Source organism: Magnetofaba australis IT-1 (assembly GCF_002109495.1).
GTDB lineage: Bacteria > Pseudomonadota > Magnetococcia > Magnetococcales > Magnetococcaceae > Magnetofaba > Magnetofaba australis.
The window spans coordinates 57,266-81,120 of the sequence record NZ_LVJN01000012.1 but is presented as its reverse complement, the minus strand read 5'-3'; the positions used below and the strand labels follow the sequence as shown (position 1 = coordinate 81,120).

Below are 23,855 nucleotides of genomic sequence, written 5' to 3'. Positions count from 1 at the left end.
CCCTAAGCGCTGTTTTTACTGAAGAATTTTGGTGGAACAAGCCGCACTTAGATCGGGAATTCTGAGAGATTGAAACGGCATATAATCGTTAAATATCAATAGATTGTCAAAACGGATAGTCATCGTCACTGCCAGTGTCAGGTTCCTCAACCGATTCTTCCTCGGTCAGTTCCGCAGCCTCCTGCTCAACTGGCTTCACTCCCCAATTTTCAAGGGCCTTGCCGAGATTGAAGCCAGCGTCCTTGTTCCAGCTATCGTATGGGGCAGCCGTCTGGCTCCAGGGTTCCTTTCCTTTGTCTGGCAAGTGGATCCGTACCCGGGTCGGAACATGGAAGGCGCTGCCGAAGACAATCGATTCCCCCGAGGCCAGCACCGTGATCTGGTCCAACAGGCGGCGGGACTGTGACGGGACGATCCGCCGAAAGTGCTCGATGTCCTCATGGTTCTGGAGTCGGTGCATGATGATGTTGGCGCACTGACTGATGATGGTGGGACTGATTTCACTGGGGCGCTGGCTGGCCACGATCATGGAGAGCCCGAACTTGCGCCCTTCTTTGGCGATGCGCTCATAGGCCTCCCGCGAGATTTCAGTCCCCGGATCCTCATCCTGCCGACGGGGCCGGATGTAGTTATGCGCCTCTTCCAGCACCAACACCCACGGATCCTTGAAACGATCCTCTGCCGGTACATGCTCCCTGAGTTCGAGCAATATCCGCCCGATGATGCCGCAGACATATGGGAGAACCTCATGGCCAAGCATCGAGCAGTCAATGACATTGACTTCGGATGCGCTCTCCTGGCCTATCCCCATCCTCTCAGCGATATCTGAAATGCTGCGGATTTCAATGCCGGCATCATCATAATTGAGAAAAGCACCCCATCTCCTATCAGCAATACGATTATTGAGCCGCAACTGAAGAGTTGAAATATGCTGTTTCAATCGAAACTCATCATCGTCGCCTTTGACGCTTTCGAGTAGCCCATTTTGAGACCTGACCGTTGCAATCGGAAAGTATTTTGGCTTGTCTGCCGAGTCCTGTGCCTGTGACTTTCTCTCTTTCAGTTGTGGGGCAATTTGATTCTTCAGCGCCTCGCAAAGATCGAAAAGCTCTTTTTGCCCCCTCTCTACTTTATCCCATTCACCTGCTCCAAGACTTGATATCTTCGTGTTCAACTGCCCAGTATCAAATTTCATTCCTCCGATAAACTCAATCACACCAGACCATAATGCTCTGATGTCCTTCGTCCGCTGACTATCACGCAGTACACTTTGAATCTTTTCTATTCTTGAGATGGCCTCATGCAGGTAGGATGGCAGTGCTTGGAGGGCATCTCCTCCCTTGGCAACAGACCAGAAGGCTTTCAATACAGGCTCTTGCGTTTGCCCCGCTGCGCTCAGCCAATCACAAACCTCCCTGGCATTCATCAGCCATACCGGAACGGAAAACTCCTTGCCATTGAGGTAGATCTTGTTCGGCTCTTTCATTTCGCAGCTGACACCAAAAGCACGCCCATACTCCCCGTTGATATCCAGCACGAAGAACCTGGGACGGCGGGTTTCTTTGGTTTCCTGGACAGCGCTTTGAAGCAGACGGGCCACGGTGAAGGACTTCCCCGATCCCGTATTGCCAACGATGGCCATGGGCCGTGAGAAGAGGTCGTTGAACGACGCCAGAAGCGGTTTGTCCGTGTTGGCGGTAGGAATCCCCAGATTCAGCCCGATGTCGTAGTCATCCCGTCCCCCGGCATCGCCAGGGGCGTTTCTCTTTGGCGCTTCGGAGAAGGCGGCCTGCATCACATCTCTGGATGCTGTCCGGGCCGGCGTTTCCAGGGAGGGGAGGACGGTGATTCCCGGGTCGAATCCATACGACCGGTCACGCTTGGGCTTCACGGTCCCCAACAGTTGGACCGAGGCTGTCCTGCGGGGCTTCACCAACTCCAGGGTCAACTCGTCGTCCGAAGTAGGATCGAAACTTTCCCTGGCTTCCAGATCCGTCACTACGCCGATGGCCAACTCTCCCGCACCGATATCGAACGTGAGGTAGGCGTTGATGGCGACGGCGGTCTGGACACCTTCGAAGCCCACGCGGCTCGGGCTCTTGATGTCCGGCTCCAACTCCACCTTCACGCGGAACCCGTGAACACCGATCACCCGCCCTATGGTCAGGGCATCATTCATTCCGACCCCCCACCACCAGCATTCCCTGAGGTCGCCTGCCGGATCTCGTTCTCAAACCGTTTAAGCTTCCTGAAGTCCTCAACCCATTGCACATGGGGCAACAGGTTGTGGGCGAAATCGTCAAACGTGGCCACCTTGGGATCAAACTCATCCTTGCTCGAGCGCAGCAGGAATGCCCGCTCACCAACGCTCCGATACCGCCTGATGCGCTCTTCCATGGCAGGTGTCGGCTTTCCCGGTGTGACCACCAACAGCACCAGGGAAGGGTTGGTCATGGCTTGGTCGATAATCTGGTTGACATGGTCGTCGCCGAACCCATAACCCATGACCAGGAAGAATGTTTGCGGCACGTGCAGGCGTTGGTGAAAAAGCCGGAACAGGTGCGCATACGGCATGTCCAGCGTTTGAACGAACTTATTGGATGTCGGCAAGATGCCGATCCGGCGATCTTCATCTTTCCACAACGCATCAAACCCAGCGGACGGCTTTTCAGCATCCGTCTTGCCTCGCCACGCCACGAACGAAGACAGATCCGAATGGCTGGCCGTCATGGCCTGATCGGGCCGTTCCCGCCAGTGGATGGATCCGTGCAGCTTGTAGAGGTGGAGGAATTTGTCGAACCGCCGTACCCGCCCCTCTGCCACCTCTCCGGGGAAGTAAACGTCCAGCCCATAGGCCGCCGGATCGAACAGCGCCTCCGTACGACCGGTGAACCCGTCGAAATATTGGATTCCCAGGTGGTCCAGCGCCTGCTCGATAACGGTGTCGTAATTGAGGGTGAAGACATGGCTCCGGCCAAGGCTGGCATCACGGGCTACCAGCTTGGAAAGAAATGCGTGGTGACCGGTTGCACCACCCATCTCGTCTTCCTCCGTCACTGGCGGAAGCCGAAGAGCGCAGCAGGTGTAGATGGCCCGCTCCAGATCCTTCAGCAGTTCATCTGCCTCACTGGCGTCCAGACTGAGGCTCTCCGACTCTTCTCCAATGCCAACGCGGATTTTGATATCGACGATGGGGTTTCCCTTGGCCGCCAACAGGTGGCGGATATTGCTCAGATAGGAGAGCCATTGTTCAAAATGCGGGGTGTCATGATCGCCGAGCAGCGTATCCATCTGGCGGGAGGTGATCACCTTCTGGAGATTTCCTTTGCTGGTCAGCTGATATCGACGTCCCAGCAACGCCAATACCTGATTCTCCAGATCGTACATGCTGAGCCCCCCGATCCGGGGAGAGCAGGAGCAACCCGCGCCCATGAGGACGACCACATTCTCCATCCGCATCCATTGGGCAAGCAGCGCCTGGATCCGGCGATGCCTGGATTCGTCATCACTTTCCAGGATGTCGCCGCCCTTTTCCCCACCGATCAGGCGGTATGGGAACGGCTTTTTCTCTTCGGTGGCAGCATCAACGGGGGGATTGGGCATCCTGACTCCTTACATCACTTCAAAATACTGTGGGGACTGTTCCAAATGGGTGGTTCCCGCCATTATCGCAGATCCCATGCCACAGGTTAATGGATGACGATTATGCCGTAAAACCTGATGGTTGCGCCACTTGGTCGCCGGTCACGGTTGACTCCAGAGGTCGGAACCCACAAAATCATTTCTGGTTTCAGTCACTTTCTTATGGCACATGGCATGGTGAAGACCCTGATCAGTTGGCTTGGCAGAACCGACCTGAACGCACGAACCCAATCGGAGCGTGTGGGGCTGGGCCCCATTGCCCAGGCGGTTGGTGCCCGTGACTTTGCCCGGTTGGAGCTGCTCTGCGATTATCCCCGGGAGGAAGCCGAGCCCTATATGGAATGGCTCAAGGCGCAACACCCCGTTGAAATCGCCCCCCACTTCGTCACACTTACCAGCCCGGTCCATTTCGGCGACATCTATGAGAGTGCCACCCGGGTGGTCTCCGACGCCATCAAAAACAACCGTGGCCATGCTGAACTGACTTTTCACCTGAGCCCCGGCACGCCAGCCATGGCGGCGGTGTGGATCATCCTGGCCAAAACCCGCTTCCCGGCGGAGCTGATCGAATCCTCCCGTGAGCATGGGGTGCGCACCGCTTCGGTGCCGTTTGACATCTCCGCTGACTTCATCCCCGACCTGCTGCGCAAGCCTGATGAGGAGCTGGAGCGCCTTACCGCCGGCCTGCCACCCGAAGCGCCGGAGTTTTCCAGCATAATCCATCGCAGCCCCGGCATGAAGCGGGTGATCGCCCGCGCCCGCCGCGTGGCTCCCCGGTCCATTCCCGTGCTGATCGAAGGCGAATCCGGCACCGGCAAGGAGCTGCTGGCCCGCGCCATTCACCGGGCCAGTCCCCGGCGGGACAAGCCGTTCGTGGCCGTCAACTGCGGGGCCATCTCTCCGGAATTGGTGGAGTCCGAACTCTTCGGTCACGAGAAAGGCGCGTTCACCGGAGCGGCTGCCGCTCGGACCGGATACTTCGAGGCGGCCCATGGCGGCACCCTGTTCCTGGACGAGGTAGGCGAACTGCCAGCGCCCTCCCAGGTCAAGTTTCTGCGCGCCATCCAGGAAGGTGAGATCGTCCGGGTGGGATCCACCACGCCCACCCCGGTGGATGTGCGCATCATCGCCGCCACCAATCGGACCCTCACCGAGGAGGTTGCCCAGGGACGGTTCCGGGAGGATCTGTTCTACCGGCTGGCGGTGATCGTCCTGCTCCTGCCCCCTCTGCGGGAACGCCCTGGGGATCTTGGCCCCCTGGTTGACCACCTGCTGGAGCAGATCAACCGGGAGAGCGAAACGGAGCCGGGGTTCGAGCATAAGAAACTTTCTGTGAACGCAAGAAACGTTCTCATGAAACACGACTGGCCGGGCAATGTGAGGGAGTTGCAGAACACCCTGCGCCGGGCCGTGGTCTGGTCCACCGGCTCCACCATCCGCCTGGAGGATGTGCGGGACTCCCTGTTCCCTGCGCCCAAGGGCAGCCAGCGCGACGAAAACATCCTCGCTCTCGATATTTTACAAGGCATTGACCTGCCAGGGATTATTGATCGCATCTCTCGCCATTACCTGGAGCAGGCCCTGGAGAAGACGGCGGGCAACAAGACCCGCGCCGCCGAACTCCTGGGACTGGCCAGCTACCAGACTTTGACCAACTGGATGAAAAAATATGGGGTGAAGGCATGATGGCATCCCCGTTGCTCTTACCCCCGATATGGAACGCTCAATCATGAAATCGCTGAACTTCGAATTCCTGCGCCCCTCCTGGCCGCAGCTGGCGGAATTGGGTGGCTTTGCCGAAAGCTATGCCCATCCCGATCCCGCAAGCAGCCAGGTGAAGCTGCGCGCGTTCGCGGAACAGCTCGTCCTGTGGATCTACGACCGGGCCGGCTTCCCCAAGCCGTTCAAGCCCAATCTGAACGATCTTCTCAATGAGCATGCGTTTCAGACCGCCGTGCCCAAGGTGGTGGTGGACAAGCTCCACGCCATCCGGATTCACGGCAACAAGGCGGCCCATGGCGAGAAGGCCTCCACCGACACCGCGCTGTGGCTGCTCAAGGAGTCTCACGAGGTGGGCCGCTGGATCTTCGTGACCAGTGGCCAGGGCAAAACCACCGACCTGGACGCCTACCAGGATCCGCCCTCGGGTGGCCTAGCGGGCGAAGCCCGTTCCCAGCTCAAGCGGGAAAAGAAGACGGTTCTGGAGCAGTTGGCCGCCCAGGAAGCGCAGATGCAGGCGCTCCTGGAGGAGTTGGACGCGGCCCGGGAGAAGGCGCAAACCGCTGAACTCAAGGCGGGCGAGTTGGAAGCGCTCATCCAGTCCGGCCGCCATGCCGCCGATGCCTTGAATTTCGATGAGGCCACCACCCGCGCCCGTCTGATCGACAGCCAACTGGCCACCGCCGGTTGGCGCGTCACCCAGGCGGATGAGGTCGGCCAGGAGGTGGAGGTTGACCATCAGCCGACCCAGACCGGCAAGGGTTACGCCGATTACGTCCTGTGGAACGACGACGGCAAGCCCCTGGCGGTGGTGGAGGCCAAGAAGACGGCCAAGAGCGCCGAACTGGGCCGCAAGCAGGCCCAGCTTTACGCCGATGGCCTGGAGAAGATGCACGGCCAGCGACCGGTGATCTTCTATACCAACGGCTTCGACATCTGGATCTGGGATGACGCCGGCGGTTACCCGCCGCGCAAGCTGTATGGCTTCTACTCCAAGGATAGCCTGCAATACCTCGTGACCTTCCAGCGCATCAGCCGCCGGGAGCTGGATGAAATTCAGCCCTCCGAAATCGCGGGCCGGCTCTATCAGTTGGAGGCCATCAAGCGGGTCTGCGAACGCTTCACCGCCCGCCATCGCCGCTCCCTGGTGGTCCAGGCCACCGGCACCGGCAAGACCCGGGTGGCCATCTCGCTGACCGATGCGCTCATCCGCGCCGGCTGGGTGAAGCGGGTGCTGTTCCTGTGCGACCGCAAGGAGCTGCGCAAACAGGCCAAGAACGCCTACGCCGACTTCCTCAACGAGCCCTTGGTGGTGGTGGGCCGCCACACGGCCAAGGATCGGGACAAGCGGATCTATCTGGCCACCTATCCGGCCATGATGAAGGTCTTCGAGACCTTCGACGTGGGTTTCTTCGACCTGATCATCGCCGACGAATCCCACCGCAGCATCTACAACCGGTATCGGGATCTCTTCTTCTACTTCGACGCCCTTCAGGTGGGACTGACCGCCACCCCGGTGGGGATGATCAACCGCAACACCTTCAAGCTGTTCGGTTGCGAGGATGACGATCCCACCTTCAACTACGACTTTTCCCGCGCCGTGGAGGAAGGGCATCTGGTCCCCTTCGAGCTGTTCACCCACACCACCGAGTTCCTGCGCCGGGGGATCAAGTACGAGCAGTTGAGCGAGGAGCAGCGCCAGCAGTTGGAGGACGACGGCGAGGATCCGGAATCCTTCGACTACGACGCCCAGCAGGTGGACAAGGCGGTGTTCAACAAGGACACCAACAAACACGTCTTGCGCAACCTGATGGAAAACGGCCTGCGGGAGGCCACCGGATCCCATCCCGGCAAGACCATCGTCTTCGCCCGCAACCACAACCATGCGGTGCTGCTCTCCCAGCTCTTCGATGAGCTGTATCCCCAGTATGGCGGAGGCTTCTGCCAGGTGATCGACAACTACGACCCCCGCGCCGAACAGTTGATCGACGACTTCAAGGGGGTGGGCTCCAACCCAGGGCTGACCATCGCCATCTCGGTGGACATGCTGGATACCGGCATCGACGTGCCCGAGGTGGTGAATCTGGTGTTTGCCAAGCCGGTCAAGTCCCGGGTCAAGTTCTGGCAGATGATCGGGCGCGGCACCCGGCTTTGTCCGGACCTGTTCGGCCCCGGCCAGCACAAGCGCCACTTCCGCATCTTCGACCACTGGGGCAACTTCGAATTCTTCGCCGAAGAGTTTGAAGAGGCCGACCCGGCTCCCTCCAAATCCCTCATGCAGCAGGTGTTCGAGGCCCGTATCGACCTGGCCGAGACCACCCTGGACCAGTCCGAACCGGCGGCCTTTACCCTGGCGGTGGAACTTCTGGCCAGGGATCTGGCCGCCCTGCCCGAGGAGACCATCGCCGTGCGGGAGAAGTGGCGGGAGAAGCGCACCGTCCAGCAGGCCCACGTTCTGGAGCAGTTCGCCCCGGAAACGGTGATCATGCTGCGCCAGACCATGGCCCCGCTGATGCAGTGGATCGACATCCGCGACCACTCCGCCGCCTGGCAATTTGATCGTTTGATCGCGCTCATGCAGATCGAACTGTTGAAAAAAACCAGCCGCTTCGAGGACTACCGGGATCAAGCCCTGGATCAGGTGGCCCAGCTCCAGATGCACCTGAACCCGGTACGGGAGAAGGGCGAAGTCATTAAGACCTTCAAGGATCCCGCCTTCTGGACCGGGGTGACGGTGGCGGATCTGGAGGCCAAACGTCAGGAGCTGCGCGGCATCATGCATCACCGCCGCCCTGGCGCGCCTGTCGTCCAGCAGACGAAGGTGGTGGATGTGACCGACGGCGGCGTGGAGTTCGCCCATCGCAAGGCCAACATCACCGCCAACGACCTGGCCGCCTACCGCAAGCGGGTGGAGGAGGTTCTCGCGCCTCTGTTCGAGAGCAACCCCACCCTGAGGAAGATCCGCGCCGGGGAGCCGGTGACCGAGGCGGACCTGAACGCCCTGAACGCCTTGATTCACACCGAACGGCCCGACGTGGACCTGAACATCCTGTTGGAGTTCTACCAGGACACCGCCGGCGGGCTCGCGCAGATTCTGCGCTCCATCATCGGCATGGACGCGGCAGCGGTGGAACAGCACTTCGCCGATTTCGTCCGCCGCCATCCCAAGCTGAACGCCCGGCAGATCCGCTTTCTGGGGCTGCTCAAGAACCACATCAGCAAGTTCGGCGTCATCGCCATCGACCGGCTCTATGAGCCGCCGTTCACCACCGTGGACAGCGAAGGCCCCGATGGCGTTTTCCGCGACGAGGCGCAGATGGATGACCTCATCGCCATCCTGGAAGCCTTCAAACCCCCTGCACAGCAAGAAGCGAGAACAACCGCATGATCACCGGTGAGTTGAAATCAAAAGTGGACAAACTTTGGACAGAGTTCTGGACCGGCGGCATCACCAATCCGCTCACCGTCATCGAGCAGATTTCGTTTTTGATGTTCGCCCGGCTGCTGGATATCGCCGAGTCCCGCAACGAGAAGCGCGACGCCCGCACGGGCCGCCAAGGCCGCCGCAATTTCAATGAAACCGAGCAGGATCTGCGTTGGTCCCGTTTTAAGCACCTGGGGGCGGAGGAGATGCTGCCCCTGGTGCGGGACCGGGTCTTTCCCCACTTCAAGAAGGTGGCGGTGGATGGGGCCGAGTTCGGCGAGTACATGAAAGAGGCCCAGTTGATGATCGCCAAGGCCAGCCTGCTGGTGAAGGCGGTGGAGATGATCGACGCCCTGCCGCTCACCGCCGGGGACACCAAGGGGGATCTCTACGAGTATCTGCTGGGCAAGTTGACCACGGCGGGCATCAACGGCCAATTCCGCACCCCGCGCCATGTGATCCGCGCCATGGTGGAGATGGTCGCGCCGCGCCCCGACGAGGTGGTGGGGGATCCCGCCTGCGGCACCGCCGGCTTCCTGGTGGAGGCGATGCAGTACCTGATGCGGGAATACACCTCCCCGGAGATGGTGGAGACCGATCCGGAGACCGGGGAAAAGATCTACCACGGCGACCTGCTGGAGCCCCACCGGGAGCACATCCAGCGCCGCATGTTCCGGGGCTTTGACTTCGACGTCACCATGCTGCGCATCGCCGCCATGAACCTGCTGCTCCATGGCATCGACGCCCCGGATATCCATTATCAGGACACCCTGAGCAACACCTTCCCGGAGCGCTATCCGAAGATGGCGGCGGACGCCTTCGACGTGATCCTGGCCAATCCCCCCTTCAAGGGCAGCCTGGATTTCGAGGATGTCCACAACACCCTGCTGGGCCAGGTAAAAACCAAAAAACGGAGTTGCTGTTCGTCACCCTCATCCTGCGCATGCTGCGCCTGGGCGGGCGCTCCGCCACCATCGTCCCGGACGGGGTTCTTTTTGGTAGTTCCAAGGCCCATGTGGACCTGCGCCGCATCCTGGTGGACGACAACCAGCTTGAGGGGGTGATTTCGCTTCCGTCCGGCTGCTTCCGTCCCTATGCCGGCGTCTCCACGGCGGTGCTGGTCTTCACCAAGGGCGGCAAGACCGATCAGGTCTTTTTCTATGACGTGCTGGCCGACGGCTTCAGCCTGGATGACAAACGCACCCCGACGCCGGACAAGGATGACCTGCCGGACCTGCTGGCGCAGTGGAAGGCCCGCGACCCGAAAAAGCTCACCGACCGTACCGCCAAGGCGTTCTGCGTCCCCGTGGCCGAGATTCGCGGCGATGGCAAATATGACCTCTCCATCAACCGCTACAAGGAGACGGTTTACAAAGAGGAGCAATACGACCCGCCCGGGGAGATCCTGGATCGGATGATGGAGCTGGAGCGGGAGATCATGGCCGATCTGGAAGAGCTGCGGGGGATGGTGGGATGATTCAGGTCCAGACGCCGCAAGGATGGAAGCAGAAGCCACTTAAAAGAGTAGCTGAAATTGAACGTCAAGGGATTCAGCCGGACCAGATTTCATCAGATGCCCATTACGTTGGACTGGAGCATGTGGACGGTGAAGGCAACTTCATCGGTGTCCAGAATGCCCAGTCAGCAGAGCTGAAGAGCACGAAATTCTCATTTTCTGACCAACACATTTTGTATGGGAAGCTACGGCCATATTTGAGGAAAATCAGCCGACCCGAGTTTTCCGGTGTATGCAGCACTGATATTTTGCCGATCCGGCCACAGAACGGCCTGGATAGAGATTATCTGTTCCATTATCTCAGGCAGCAGCGACTGGTGGATTTTGCAACAGCACGATGCACAGGGATTAACCTGCCAAGGTTGAGCCCTAAAGCGTTGGCTGAATTTCCAGTCATTTACCCCGATTCCCTCGATGAGCAGAAGCGCATCGCGGCGATTCTGGACAAGGCCGACGCCATCCGCCGCAAGCGCCGCCAAGCGTTAGGGCTGGCCGACCAGTTACTGCAAAGTACTTTCCTCAGTATGGTGGGGCCAAAGCATCCTGAATATTCTGGCTGGCCAGAACAAACGATTGAGTCACTTGCTGAAACACCTGTCAGGCAATCCATGCGAACGGGGCCATTTGGTAGCGCCCTCAAACATTCCGAGTTCGTTGATGAAGGCATTGCCGTTCTTGGTATCGACAACGCGGTTCAGAACCGGTTTGCATGGGGGGAGAGACGCTTCATTACCGAGGAAAAATATGACGATTTGAAACGCTACACGGTCAAACCGAACGACGTGATAATAACGATTATGGGCACAACCGGACGCTCTGCCGTTGTTCCCGACCCCATCCCTACGGCCATTTCAACCAAACACCTTGCAACCATTTCGTTGGACAAGGGAAAAGCTCATCCCGAATTTATTTCCAATGCCATCCACAGGCACCCAGCAATCTTGAAGCAAATTGGAAATGCCAACCGGGGAGCAATCATGTCGGGACTTAATCTAGGCATCATCAAATCCCTGGAGTTGAGAGTTCCACCATTGCCTCTACAGCTCCAATTTGCTTCAGCAGTACAGGCTATCCGTGATCTTGAAGAGAGAATGGAGTCTACTTGGAGCAGACCGAACGAACTCTTTGAATCCCTCACCCAACGCGCCTTCCGAGGGGAGTTGTGATGGAGATGACGGAGGAAGGGCAGCGCAGCCAGCAGATTGAACAGGAGAACCTCTACTATGCCGCGTGCGTGAACGGCTGGATTCAGACCCGGATGGAGCGCGACAAGAGCCTCCTGACCCTCTCCGCCGCCGCAATCCCTGTGCTGATGGGCGCGTTGAGCCTTGCGGCCATCGACACCATCGGAGAGAAACTGCTGATCGCGTCATCCCTGGTTTCGTTCACCACCTGCCTGTTCACGGTGGTCAGGATCTTCCAGAAGAACGCGGATTACTTCGAGAGCTTGGCCAAGAATGAGACGCCAACGCCACTGAAACATCTGGATGGCTGGGCCTTCTGGTCCTTCGCGGCGGGCGTTGGCTTTGTTCTCATCCTGGGCGCACATCAAATCTGTCAAGCCATATTTTAGGAGACCGCCATGTCGGAAAAGAAATCAGGAGTCGTCCCGTTGAGGGAAAGCGTTGATGGGCTGGGGAACATGCGGCCCATGGCGCGGGGTGAGATCCGCAGCGTCGATGGTCTGGGAAATCTGCGCCCGGGCTCTTCACAGGGCGGCTCCGGCAGTTCCCAAGCCCCGCAAGGCCAGCCTTCCGGACAAGGGCAATCCTCCTCGGGTGGAGGGTCGGGCTCTTCGGAGTCGTGATAGCCGGCCTGCCGCTCCGTAAACGATGTTCTTGAATAAGAAACTTCTTTATGGGGTGATGGCAAAGCCGGGAGCCGGGCGATTCATGGTCTGAACTGCAACATACTGATGAACAAAGAGAAGTCGTTCATTCACAGAGAAGCGCTTCAATTGGTCCGGGCGTTGCGTTGGAGAGGGACAGGCAACCCCTTCAACGGAGACCGACCATGAACCTCTCGAAACGAAGATTCCTGAAAGCGGGCGCGGGACTGGCCGCACTCCTGTTCGGCGGAGCGCGCAGCAGCGTGGCCCAGCCCCGGGTGGAACCCGATATGCAACCCGTCGAGGTGCTGCTCCAGACCTCCCCGGTGGCCGGGTTCCAATACCACCAGGGAGAACGGCTCTGGTCCCGGCTGCGGACAGGCCAGCCGCTGGACCTGCAACGAGAGGCGGACAACGCCTATAACGGCAAGGCGGTGATGGTGCTCTGGAACGGGCAAAAGCTGGGCTACGTCCCCCGGGCCGCCAACGTGGCGGTCTCCCAGATGCTGGACCGGGGCCAGACCCTGCGGGCCCGCATCGCGGGTCTCAAGGCGTCCAGCGACCCGTGGGAGAGGATCCAGATGGACATCCTCATGGAAACCCGGCCTGGACAGGCGTGATATCATTGGCACAGGAGCCCATCATGGCATCTCGAAAGAACTCTGAAAGAACCGGCAGTAAAGCCGCCTCGGCGGCTTCCAAAACGCTGCGCAATCCCAACGCCAGCCAGGCGGCCAAGTCCGCCGCAGGCTCCGCCCTGGCGCAAACCGGCAACGCCAAGGTGACCAGCTCCAAGGCGGCATCCGCCGCCAGCAAGGCGCTGAAGAGCCCGGGAACCAGCAAGGCCGGAAAAAGCGCCGCCGGATCGGCCCTGACCCAACGGCCCAACAAGGGGAAAAGGTAGACAGCATGAACAAAACCGTGACCGCCATCGAAGAGGAAGCCCGCAAACTCTCCCCGACGGCGCGCCTGGAACTGGTGGACGCCATCCTGGGCAGCCTGGATGAAACGGACCCGGAGATGGATCGGCTCTGGTCCCGGGAGGCGGAGGATCGCCTGGCCGCCTACCGTCGGGGAGAGCTGAAAGCCGTGCCCCTGGACGAGGTTCTGGCCAAGTATCGCACGCCATGAGGGTGCGTTTCCTCGACGTCGCCCGCCAGGAGTTGGATGAGGCGGTGGCCTTCCATGACGCCCAGGTTCCCGGGCTGGGAAAGGCGTTTCTGGGGGAAATCCTCGCCGCCCTGGACCTGATCCAGCGGCACCCCAGCGCATGGCATCCCCTCAGCGCTGAAACCCGCCGCTGCCGGTTGCGGCGTTTCCCCTATGGCCTGATCTACCATGCGGATGATGCGGAACTCCTGATCATCGCCGTGGCGCACCTGCACCGCCGCCCGGACTACTGGCGCGACCGCCTGGAGGGGGAGCTGGAATGATCCTCAAGGCCCTCACCCTGGAGAACTTCAAGGGCATCCGCGAGCCGGTGCGCATCGAGTTCGCGCCAGTGACGCTGCTCTTCGGTCCCAACAACGCGGGCAAGAGTACCGTCGTCCAGGCGCTCCACTACGCCCGGGAGATCTTCGAACGCGGCAACGCCGACCCGGGCCGCACCCTCCTGGGCGGGGACGTGCTGGACCTGGGCGGCTTCGACAGCCTGGTCCACAGCCACGACCGCAGTCTGCCCATCCGCATGCGCTTCGAGTTGGATCTGAGCAAAGCCAAGTTGCCGTTTCAGAACTATTTTTCTATGGAAGAGTGGCAGAGCCTCACCTTCCACCTTCCCAAACTGGCAGAAGCCGTTGAAAACATCACTTCGGCCATCATCACGTTTTCCGTTTCCTGGGATGACCGGCTTGAACGCCCGATTCCGACATATCTTGAAATCAGCTTAAACGGACAACTCTTTGCGAGAATATCCAACGAGGACGGTGAACTGGTCCTGCTTTCCACCCTGGACATGCGCCATCCCGCGTTGATTCCCTTCCTGGCCATCCATGAATCGCCGGAAACGCTTCCAGAGGCCATGTTTGAGTATAATGATGGCAACACAGTGGAGAAGCCCCGGTTCATTTTGCTCTGGGACTCCGCAATCCCAACTATTTGGAAAGAGAATCTTGCCTTTCCCGATGGCCGCATCCAGCCTCGATGGTGGTCCGCAATGTGGACTCCTCCAGAACCGGACGATCCTCCTGAGGAAATGGAGGACACTCGAGACTATTGGGAAGAACCGGATATTCCAGTTGATCAGCTTGTTCGCTTCTTGAGCACGCTTATACTTGGCCCCGGGAACATGCTCCACGAGGCACTCCATTCGTATCGCTATATCAGTCCATTCCGAGACGTTCCACTCCGGAATCATCAACCTGCACGCGCCCCTGATGAATTCCGTTGGTCCAACGGCATGGCCGCCTGGGATCTGCTGCTGCTCAAGGGCGAAACGCTGGTGGAGAAGGTCAACGCCTGGCTCACCCAAGAGGAACGCCTGAACGCCGGTTACCGGGTGGAAGTGAAGCGCTACAAGGAGCTGGAGGTCAACGGCCCCCTGATGATGGCCCTGACCGGCGAAACCGTGCTGGATGATGAGGAGTGGATCCGCGACGCGGTGAGAAGCCTTCCCGAACGGCGGCAACTGCTGATCCGCGACCAGCGCCGGGATGTGGAACTCTTCCCTCAGGACGTGGGCGTGGGCATCTCCCAGGTGGTGCCGGTGCTGGTGGCCGCCCTCCACAGCCAGATGGGCATCGTCGCCATCGAAGAGCCGGAATCCAACATCCATCCCGCCTTCCAGGTGACCCTGGGGGATCTGTTCATCTCCCAGACCCGGGAAAAACCGGACCTGATGTTCCTGGTGGAGACCCATAGCGAGCACCTGATGCTCCGCTTCCTGCGCCGCATCCGGGAAACCGGCGAGAATGAACTCCCGCCCGGCGCGCCGTCGCTGACCCCCGAGGGAATCGCCGTCTACTTCGTCGAACCCGAAGAGGATGGCCCCCGCATTCACCGCATCCGCATCGACCGGGATGGCGATTTCATCGACCGCTGGCCCCGAGGCTTCTTCCAGGAGCGCATGAAGGAGCTGTACGGATCATGATCCATGAGTTCGCCCTGGATCCGGAGATGGTGGCCCGTTGGCACGACCGGGGGGAGTACGCCTTCTTTGCGGGCCGGTTCGGCATGGATGCGGGGCGGGTGGTCTCCGGCTACCCCAAGAAATGGCGGCAGATGGTGCGCAAGGCCTTCTTCGATCAGTTTCCCGCCGGCGATCACAACGCCGAAATGCGCATGGAAGCCCTGCTGGACACCCTCTGCGAAAAGATGGTCAAACGCCCCAGCAGCTTTCCGGAGCTGCCTACATGGCTGGAAAAGGCGGAAGGAGAGCATGGAGAGCGCCCCTTTCGCGGCATCCTCAGCCACGACAACCCCCGCAATCGGCCCTTCATCATCACCACCGATGAACTGGCCCATGGCACGATCACCGATGAGAAGAACGCCCGACACTGGGAGGTCCCCCCAGCCCCGTCACCCCCACGCGATGCCGGCGAATTCGCCCAGGTCGTCGCCCCCATCCTGCGATGCTGCCAGCATGCGGTGTTCGTGGATCCCCATTTCGATCCGGACCCGTACCGTCCTCGCTTCCTGAATACCTTGCGGGAGATGCTGGCCATCCTCTGGGGGCAGAACCATGGTCTTGACGCCCCCCAGGCTGAACTGCACATCAGCGCCGACAAGAAAGGCGAAAGCGAGATCCTGAGGAAATGCCGCGCCCACCTGCCGGACGTCATTTCCCAGGGCGGAAAGCTCCGCGTCGTCATCTGGAAAAGCAGGGCCGGCGGGGAAAAGCTCCATAATCGCTACCTCCTGACGGACATCGGCAGCGTGGGATTCGGCGTTGGCCTCGATGAGGCGGATGAGGCCGGTCACGATGAGTCCGACGACCTGTTCCGGCTCTCCAGCGCCCAGCATGCCAAACGGTGGGGTCAGTACGTGAGCGCGCCGGCTTTTGAGTTGGCCTCTGACCCTATTGACGTCTCTCGATAATCACGCCTTACCTGCAATCGAAAATAAAAATCGATCCGTCATGGCCCAGCACCGCCAACCGGTTTCCATCCCGGTTCAGCTTCGCATAGCGGACGTTGCCGACAAAGAGATCCAATGCATCCGGCCCCGTTTCCCTGGTCGGCGCAATCACCAGCCGGTCGTCCCCCTCGATCATCAATAGCCGTTCGCCATCCACGGAGAACTCCAGGGGAATGGTCTCGGCCACGGTGTCGAAGGAGTTCTGGATGGACTCATCGGAGGCCAGGATGGATGCGCCATGGTCCAGATGTCCCAGGGCCACCCCCTCGCCATCCGGCCCTACGCATATCTTCTGGGCCATGATCTGGCTGGTCTGCAACCGCTGCTTCCGTTTGGGCTTGCCTTTCCCGCCCAGTCCCATCACGTCGATCAGGCCGCCGCTCATCAACACCCCCAGGAACCGACCGCAGGGGCTGATGTCCAGGTCGTAGATGTCCTCCTTGAACCTCAGGGTGTAGAACCGGGTGGCGCTTTCCAGGTGGGCAACGAACACCTCCCGAGGGCCGGTAAGCACCGCCACCCAGGGGGTCTGACAGGAGACGATGTAGATATCCGTCTCGTCCAGAGCCGGTTCCTCATCGTCATCCTGCTGAAAATGGTCCAGCATCTCACCGAAATGGGGATCATCCCCAAACCCGGTTTCCGGCTTGGGCAGTTCCCATTCCCGGTGGATCCCCTGATCAACGCCGAACGCCTGGAGCCGGCCACGCTGGCCGATGGCGCAGACCCAAGCCCCATCCCCCGTAATCGATCCAGCCAACGCGTCCTTGTCCGAAACCTGTACGGACATCTCCGGCAACTCCGCACCGGTCTGGGCATCCCAGAAGTGGGCATGGCCATCCAGGTCCAGGGTGACGACCTGTTCACCAGCCTCGCTCCGTCGGAACGAGCACATCATGTTGGCGGCGGGTTTGCCCTTGAATGCCGAGGCATCCTCGCCCTTTTCCAGATCCCACAGCCGCAGCGAGTTATCGGTGGTCTCCGCGAGACCGAACCGGGAGTCGGACGCCATGGCGCAGGCCATCACATGCCCGCCAGGATCAAGTATGAAGCGCTTGGGCATACCTGAGCCCAGATCGAACCATCCCAACACGCCGTTGGTGTAGCCCACCAACGCCTGATCCGCCGTGGCATTCACGGAAAAGCAGAACGGCGGCCCGAAATGGGCGATGTCCGCGCCGCTTTCCTCGGCCTGCGGTGATTGGAGCGCAAATCGCGCAAGACGATCTTGAATCCGCGTGACGAAGCGCTTTCCATCCCGCGACAGGCGCAGCTCCTGAAGGCCCGCTGGCGCAGGCAATTTCCTCCACCCCTTGCGGCCAGCCTGTTGCAGCGTCAGATCCTGACCGTCGAAGAAGATCACCAGGGCCCCATCGGCGGAGATATCCCCGTACAGGGAATAGGGGGAATCCGTTCGGCTGCTCCAGGCCTTCTCAACCGTCTTGTGTTTGAAATCCACCAGCCAAGCCATGGACCTTCCCAGAACCAGGCTGCGATTCCCCAAATGGTCAGAGCGGACGCTCGCCCCGCCCCAAAGCTCCATGCCGGACACCTTGTCCTCATCAAAGAGACGCACGCAGGCGCGTTCCACGCCGGTGGCCACGTCCCACAGCTTGGCAAGCCCCGTCGTGTCGACGGTGATGACGGATTTCCCGGATGCCGCCATGGCGGACACCTGAAACGGTTCCTCCTTGTCGAGGAAAGGATTGTCCGGGTCATTGCCTGCCGTGCGCCAGAGACGCAGCGCCGGAAAATCCCGATCCTCTCCGCCGTTGACCAAGGCCGAGACCAGATCCGACTGTGCGTCAAATCCGAACCCAAAGATCCCGCTGGACATGGAGACGAGAACCCGCATCAAGGCCGGCGTCGGCTGGGCCGTCGTCCAGCGGAGCAATAGCCGACTTGCGCCATCCGAATGCAACTTGGCCGCCCAGATGGTGGCAAACTCCTGGTCGCCCATCTTCGCAGCCTGAAATTGCAACTGGGCCAAAGGGTCGGCCCCCAACTGGATGGCGTGAAACTGAAGGTCGATCAGCCGGGAGAGGCTGCTCAGACGGGACTCCGTTTCGGCATCTCCAAGCGGCAGCAACATGGGGATGTCCTGAGCAAGGCCGAGGAACCCCCCAGGATCCAGGGTGAGCAGATAATCGGTCTCCCGGAATTGATGCGCCGCCCGCCGGGCCACATGAAGCCCCAGCCTGGAGGGTATGCGGGTTTGCAGAAGGTCATGGATGATGGGATGAAGGCGCAGACCGCCTTCTCCGGCCACTTCCAGCAGATTCCGTTCGTTGGCGATGGATATGGAACCGTTAAAAAGCGCCTCGGCATCGCCGGAAAACCGGTCGATAGGCAGGAGTTCCTTCAGCATGTGCCCCGAGTGGATCCGGTTGACCGGCAGCAGCGCGAGAATCTGCAACAGCCGTCTGGCATAGCGGCCATGGCGGCCATCCAGGGTACGCCAACTTTCTTCCAGCAGGGCCTTGACCGGGCGGCCATAGTCGAATGGCCTGAACCCATCAGCGGTTTTGGATTCCAGCTCGGAAATCCCCGCTTGACGCAGGACGCCGATGAGTCCCTCCAGGGTCGCCTTTGTGAAGCGCAGGTATCCAGCGGCCAGCTTGATGGCCAAAGGTAGACGGCCCAGAAGAAGAACAGCAATGCGGGCATCAGGCGAGGGTTCGACCCCCGACTCGTGAACCAGCATGGCCAGGGCATCATCTTCAGACAGCAATTCGAGGGGGACAGGGGTCACGCCTGCGGGCTGCATGAGCCGAGTCGTGGTCAGCAACCGGCAAGGCAGCGTTGCCAGTCGGCATTGAGCCAACCCTGGGATATCCTGGACCAGAAACCGCGCGTCCTGAATGTCATCGACGATGAGAAGGATGTTGGCGTTGCGCCGCAACCATCCAAAAAACTGGCGAGCCTGAACCTGGGTGGCGTCCCCCTCCCCAGAAACGGCCCCGAGTTCAAGATCAACGGCATATCCGGCCATTGTCTGGATCAGAGAGTCGGCATCATTGCCTGGAAGCCAGAAAACGCCGTCATATTCGTTCGCATGCCGATAGGCGTAAGCGACCGCCAGTTGGGTTTTGCCGATTCCACCCTGGCCGGTCAATGCGGCAGACCCTGTGATGGCCACGTTGTCATCACGAAGGCTCCGGTTCAGTCGATCCAGATCGGATTCGCGCCCCGTGAGATCAGGACAGATGAACGGAACGGAGAATTGGCTGAGATTCCTTCTGGATGGCGCACCAAACCTGTCATCCTGGGCAGCAGGCATTGAAACGATATTGTCTTCCTTACCTCGGATAATGGATGACGGGGGGGAGGATGAATCGCTCTGAAACGAAGGGATGACGTCGACAGCCTGAACGATGCCTGTTTGAATTGATTTTGATTTTTGAATGGCTATTCGTAAATGATCATCAGAGATGCGATTACCTGTGAAAAAATCAGGGGATATCTTGAGTGCATGCGCAATCTTTGATGCGGCCTTTAATGGCATTCCGCCTGGACGAATCCTCCACTGCCTGAGAGCGCTAATACCTTTCTCAGAAACGGTGTATCCAGCGGAGGAAAAAATAGCTACTTTTTCCGCCTGGGACAAACAGGACAAGATGATATCAAGCCGTTTTATGCTTTCCTTGCCGTTGTAATCCATAAACCACTCATCCCCGCTCATTTCCCCTCATCACCCGCACTTCCACGAGTTTCTCCCGGCACTCCTCCGTTGATTTGTGGCTTGCCCCCAGCTTTGCATGGAAAATCTGAAGCGCACGAGAAAGCTGCTGTTCTGCGCCTGCCAGATCGTCTTTATCAATCAAGATCAAAGCCAGATTCATCAAATCGCTGGCCACATCCTGATGCTCAGGGTCGAAATATTTCTCATCAATTTCAATCGCGCATCGCATATGATGCTCCGCTTCATCCAGAAGCCCGCCTTTTCTGAGCAGCATTGCAAGGTTGTTGTGACGAATCGCCAGCCGGTAATGATGTTCGGGGTAGCAAGCCTCGCCGATTTCCAAGGCTCTTCTGAGGCAATCGCAAGCCTCACCAAATTTTTCCTCCCCTTGTTCACTCAACGAACGGGACAGATTGCTCAGATCCCGTGCCACGGCATCATCGTTTTCACCATAGTGGCTTTTGTCGATTTCGAGCGCGCGCCGAAAATTCTTTTCTGCTTCCTCCAATCGGCCCAGTCTCCTGAGCGCCAACCCCAAATTCCCATGCCTGATGGCCACGGTGGGGTTGTCAGGACCCAAGACTTTAAGTCCCACATCCAGCGCCTTTTCAAGGATGGGCAGCGCCTCCTCAGAACGATCTTCGCCGCGTAGCAACGTCCCCAGATTGTTGTACACAGTTCCCAGGATGGATGAGCCATCAGGCAGGTGTTTCTCCCCCTGAATCATGGCTTGACGATAGACATCCTCCGCCTCGGTGTTTTGCCCGAGTTTCCAGTGAATGCTGGCGACATTATCCAGGAGGTTGATCGCCTTGTCCGCCTGGCATTCCGCACGTAAAGACTGATTGGCGGCTGCAATGGCATGCGGAAGAAAGGGCAACGACTTGTTCCAGGTGTCCTTGTTGTTCTCCTCATAGGCGATGGCGGCAACGGCCAGCTCCAGCGCCGTGTTGGCATACTGGAGTTGCTGCTCATGAGAATGCCCTTGAAAGATGACCTCTTGGACCAATCGGTGGATAGTGACAGTGTTCGGGCCGGCTTCCACAAGGGAAAGCCGATGCATGGCTCGCCATGCCTCCTGAAGGGGGAATCCCTCTTCCGAGGCATTTCTCAACGATCCCGAGAGGGATTCCGGAGCTACCGAGATGATTTCCTTCGGGATGGCATCAGGGGCGAAATAGGCCAGAAGGGAAATCAACTCTGGCGCTGCCGGGGATGTCTCAGCCAACCTTTTGAACGAAATGTCCCACGTCGTGGCGACGGTATGGGAATAGCTTCCCTCATTCACCGGGGGGCTGGCTTTCAGAAGGTGGCCTTGGTGGCTTTGAAACAGCTCAAGATAGGCCACAAAATCCAGCCCGCTCTCCTCCATGTAGGCCGCTGCTTGCGCCAGTGCCAGCGGCAAATCCCCCAAAGCAGCCGCCAAGGCATCAGCACCTTCATTCGATTCCCGCCCCGAACGCTTCAGTAGATAGGCAATGGAATCCTGACGATCAAATGTCGTGACGTTCAGGGAGTCCGCAACGCCGCGCCAAGCGCTGTATCGAGAGGTGATGATGGTGTGCCCTTGACCACCGGACACCAGATAGTTGCGAATGCTGCCAGGAGATTCGACGTTATCGAATACCAGCAACCAACGGTCACGGCCAAGCAACCATTGTTTAAGGCTTTCAACGGCCTGCTGTGAAGTGCTGAAAGGGAGGTTGAGAGCCTTCGCCAAGGCCGTCAGATCGGTCGTCATGGTGGCTTCGTCTTCACTCCGGACCCACCAAACCACCTGATAGGAATCCCGCCATCGGTAGGCGTATTCATTAGCTAGTTGCGTTTTCCCGACCCCACCAAGGCCATGGGCAGCCTGGGTCAGGGCTGTTGGTGATCCTGATTCCAGCCTCTTTCTCAGGCTTTCCAACTCCCAAGACCGGCCAACAAAATTTCGATTCCTGCTGAGTTTCAGGTTGTGGAGCTTTTGATCGGTCCCGGGGAAATCCGGGGGGATTCCATTCAGCCCTGATGGTTGCGGTGGCGCAGATCGATGCCCAAGTGTCTGGCGGACTCCGAGCAGAATCACTCCCACAGCAGTCTGCGGGTCCAACTCCCTGAGATCCACTGATGCAGCCCTTCTCAAGGGTGGAGGCAAGCTGGATCCCTCCAGGGATGATATTTCAATCAAAAGCAATCGGCTTTGTCCGGACCTGAATGACCTTGACTGGAATTTTTCCCATGCCAGATGGCAGTGTTTTTCGAATGCATGACCAGAAACCAAGCCGATGAGCAGGTCCGCATTCAGCCCATCCTCTGCACCGTCTTCGACGGTCGTCTCATTTTCCAGGGGCAAGACCTGCACTTCCGAGTTGTAGCCTCCCGCCCTCAGTGTCCAGGAAATCCACTCGGCCCAAGGTCTATCCTTCAGAGCACATGAGACAATAACGCTTTTAACTTCAGTCTCTTCTCGTTGGTCGGAAGGATCTTTATGAAAGTCACGGGGTTGATCTGATTTATTGGAACCTAATATTTTTTTGGATAAGTCATCAATATCATTGATTCGCACAATGCCATCTGTGAGTTTTGCAGCTTTTTTTGCAGCTTCACGAATGTGGTCATCTTCAACCAGATGATGAACAAAAAAATCAGGAGAAATTCTCAAAGCGTTGGCCATTCTTTCCATAGATTTATATGGAAGGCCGCCACGGTTTCTCCACAGCCTTAGAACTCCAGTGCCTTTCTCGCTTGTAGAGTATTTGGCTGATTCAAATGCACTGATCCTTTCTGTCTGCGTCAAACAGCCCATACAAACTTCAAGGCGTCTCAACCCCTCCAGTCTGTCATATCCAGCTTCCAACTCAAGCCCCCCTCAATCACTCGGACAAGGTTATCCGTACAGGGCGTTACATACCGTTTCGTAACGGTATGTGCGATTTCCATCCCCCCTGAAATGCCATCCAATACCCCAGAAGCAGCTGTTTCCGTCGTAAGTGTCGGACCAACTCTGCCGACCCGTCACAGGTACGGATGACTGGTTTCCAGCGATGCGTAAGCGGCGGGTCGGCCATTTTTCAAACTTCTTCACAGCCGCAGGAACAGCTGGAGGAGCTGGAGCATGAACGGATCACCCCAGACCGACAGAGGCCGCTCCTCATCATACAGGATGGGAATCAAAGGGGGGATCTTTTCTTCGCCGGAGCATGACTTTTGGCCTTTGATCCGGAGCCTCCCCACCACCAATGCCCTGCTGGTCGATGCTGGATTGGGAACACTCGGCCACGGCCAGTTCCAAAGCCAGACACTGCAGGCGCATGACTGGGCCGGCCTGATGGATCTGGCGGTGCTCATCGGGGGCGGGAATCCCTCCTTGAATGGCGACCTGCTGTTCAGCTCCCAGCATCACGCTTCGGTCCTTCAGGACATGGGTGGGATCGACCCCACGGAAAACGTCGAGAATGTCCTGATCCGTGGATGGGGGATCCGGGCCATCCTCGAATGGCATTGCCAGGGACTCCCCGAATGGTTGGGGAAGGACAACACCACCGCCTTTCACCAACTGCAGAACACCCTGCTGATCCGCCTCCTGCGGCAGATCTTCCGCGCCTCCCTGCGTGGCATCCACGTCTGGATCACCTTTCCGCTTAAGTCTTCCACCGAGATGGTGGGATCGAACTCCCGCCCATTTCCGGACCTGCCGGATGAGGTCGTCCACGAGTTGATGTGCGTTTCGGACTTGGTGCTCTCCGTGGCCGACGTCTGGAAGGACGGCTCCCTTCAGACCGCCTTGATCACCGACCACCGCAATGTCTGGGGCTATCCCGCCAAGGCCTCCGGCGCTTTGGGCCTGGATCCGCTGGAGCCCACGGATATCGCCGCTCTGACCAGGAAAGTGATGGCATCGGTCCGCAATGTGGGTCCGGCGGAACCCATGAAGGAGCGGTTTGCCGTGAATTCAAACGGATGAGAGTGGGTTGAAGCCGGTTCGAAA

At 59.0% G+C, this 23,855-nt stretch carries 15 protein-coding genes and 1 pseudogene; 12 read left to right on the top strand and 4 right to left on the bottom strand.

Translation table 11 applies throughout. From position 1 onward, the window contains the following. Nucleotides 1-106: 106 nt before the first annotated feature. On the bottom strand, nt 107-2,179 hold the full coding sequence (locus MAIT1_RS01410; protein ID WP_085440232.1) for an ATP-binding protein: 2,073 nt from the start codon (nt 2,177-2,179) through the stop codon (nt 107-109). Further along, nucleotides 2,176-3,603 carry an SIR2 family protein gene (locus MAIT1_RS01405; protein WP_085440231.1) on the bottom strand — a complete coding sequence of 476 codons (1,428 nt, stop codon included), beginning with the start codon at nt 3,601-3,603 and terminating at the stop codon, nt 2,176-2,178. Before MAIT1_RS01405 ends, MAIT1_RS01410 begins: the two co-directional genes overlap by 4 nt. Nucleotides 3,604-3,816: 213 nt before the next feature. Here MAIT1_RS01405 and MAIT1_RS01400 point away from each other — a divergent pair, with 213 nt between their 5' ends. From MAIT1_RS01400 to MAIT1_RS01350, 11 genes and pseudogenes are all read left to right on the top strand, one after another. After that, the gene (locus tag MAIT1_RS01400; RefSeq protein ID WP_085440230.1) at nt 3,817-5,328 is read left to right on the top strand and encodes a sigma-54 interaction domain-containing protein; all 1,512 of its coding nucleotides are present in this window, start codon (nt 3,817-3,819) and stop codon (nt 5,326-5,328) included. A 43-nt stretch (nt 5,329-5,371) separates the two neighbouring features. Beyond that, entirely contained in the window at nt 5,372-8,749 is a 3,378-nt protein-coding gene (locus MAIT1_RS01395; RefSeq protein ID WP_085440229.1) for a DEAD/DEAH box helicase family protein, read from the top strand. Then, nucleotides 8,746-10,262: pseudogene (locus MAIT1_RS01390) on the top strand (type I restriction-modification system subunit M). Before MAIT1_RS01395 ends, MAIT1_RS01390 begins: the two are co-directional and overlap by 4 nt. Then, the gene (locus tag MAIT1_RS01385; RefSeq protein ID WP_085440228.1) at nt 10,259-11,467 is read left to right on the top strand and encodes a restriction endonuclease subunit S; all 1,209 of its coding nucleotides are present in this window, start codon (nt 10,259-10,261) and stop codon (nt 11,465-11,467) included. Before MAIT1_RS01390 ends, MAIT1_RS01385 begins: the two are co-directional and overlap by 4 nt. Next, nucleotides 11,467-11,874, top strand: a complete 408-nt coding sequence (locus tag MAIT1_RS01380; RefSeq protein ID WP_085440227.1) for a hypothetical protein — start codon at nt 11,467-11,469, stop codon at nt 11,872-11,874. The genes MAIT1_RS01385 and MAIT1_RS01380 overlap by 1 nt, the downstream gene beginning before the upstream one ends. Before the next feature lie 440 nt (nt 11,875-12,314). After that, entirely contained in the window at nt 12,315-12,749 is a 435-nt protein-coding gene (locus tag MAIT1_RS01375; RefSeq protein WP_198947764.1) for an HIRAN domain-containing protein, read from the top strand. A gap of 23 nt (nt 12,750-12,772) precedes the next feature. After that, nucleotides 12,773-13,033, top strand: a complete 261-nt coding sequence (locus MAIT1_RS01370) for a hypothetical protein (RefSeq protein ID WP_085440226.1) — start codon at nt 12,773-12,775, stop codon at nt 13,031-13,033. Nucleotides 13,034-13,038: 5 nt separating this feature from the next. Continuing rightward, entirely contained in the window at nt 13,039-13,260 is a 222-nt protein-coding gene (locus MAIT1_RS01365; protein WP_085440225.1) for an addiction module protein, read from the top strand. Further along, entirely contained in the window at nt 13,257-13,562 is a 306-nt protein-coding gene (locus tag MAIT1_RS01360) for a type II toxin-antitoxin system RelE/ParE family toxin (protein ID WP_085440224.1), read from the top strand. The genes MAIT1_RS01365 and MAIT1_RS01360 overlap by 4 nt, the downstream gene beginning before the upstream one ends. Beyond that, nucleotides 13,559-15,217 (top strand): AAA family ATPase, encoded by a 1,659-nt coding sequence (locus tag MAIT1_RS01355; RefSeq protein ID WP_085440223.1) that lies wholly within the window; start codon nt 13,559-13,561, stop codon nt 15,215-15,217. Before MAIT1_RS01360 ends, MAIT1_RS01355 begins: the two co-directional genes overlap by 4 nt. Beyond that, nucleotides 15,214-16,164 carry a hypothetical protein gene (locus MAIT1_RS01350; RefSeq protein WP_085440222.1) on the top strand — a complete coding sequence of 317 codons (951 nt, stop codon included), beginning with the start codon at nt 15,214-15,216 and terminating at the stop codon, nt 16,162-16,164. Before MAIT1_RS01355 ends, MAIT1_RS01350 begins: the two co-directional genes overlap by 4 nt. A gap of 7 nt (nt 16,165-16,171) precedes the next feature. On the opposite strand, the gene MAIT1_RS01345 is transcribed toward MAIT1_RS01350, so the two are convergent. Then, nucleotides 16,172-19,885, bottom strand: a complete 3,714-nt coding sequence (locus MAIT1_RS01345) for an NB-ARC domain-containing protein (RefSeq protein ID WP_143814593.1) — start codon at nt 19,883-19,885, stop codon at nt 16,172-16,174. Then, on the bottom strand, nt 19,872-22,541 hold the full coding sequence (fxsT, locus tag MAIT1_RS01335) for an FxSxx-COOH system tetratricopeptide repeat protein (protein WP_158089245.1): 2,670 nt from the start codon (nt 22,539-22,541) through the stop codon (nt 19,872-19,874). Before fxsT ends, MAIT1_RS01345 begins: the two co-directional genes overlap by 14 nt. Before the next feature lie 441 nt (nt 22,542-22,982). Between fxsT and MAIT1_RS01330 the strand changes: the two genes are divergently transcribed. Next, the gene (locus MAIT1_RS01330; RefSeq protein ID WP_085440218.1) at nt 22,983-23,831 is read left to right on the top strand and encodes a hypothetical protein; all 849 of its coding nucleotides are present in this window, start codon (nt 22,983-22,985) and stop codon (nt 23,829-23,831) included. The last annotated feature ends 24 nt before the right edge of the window (nt 23,832-23,855 follow it).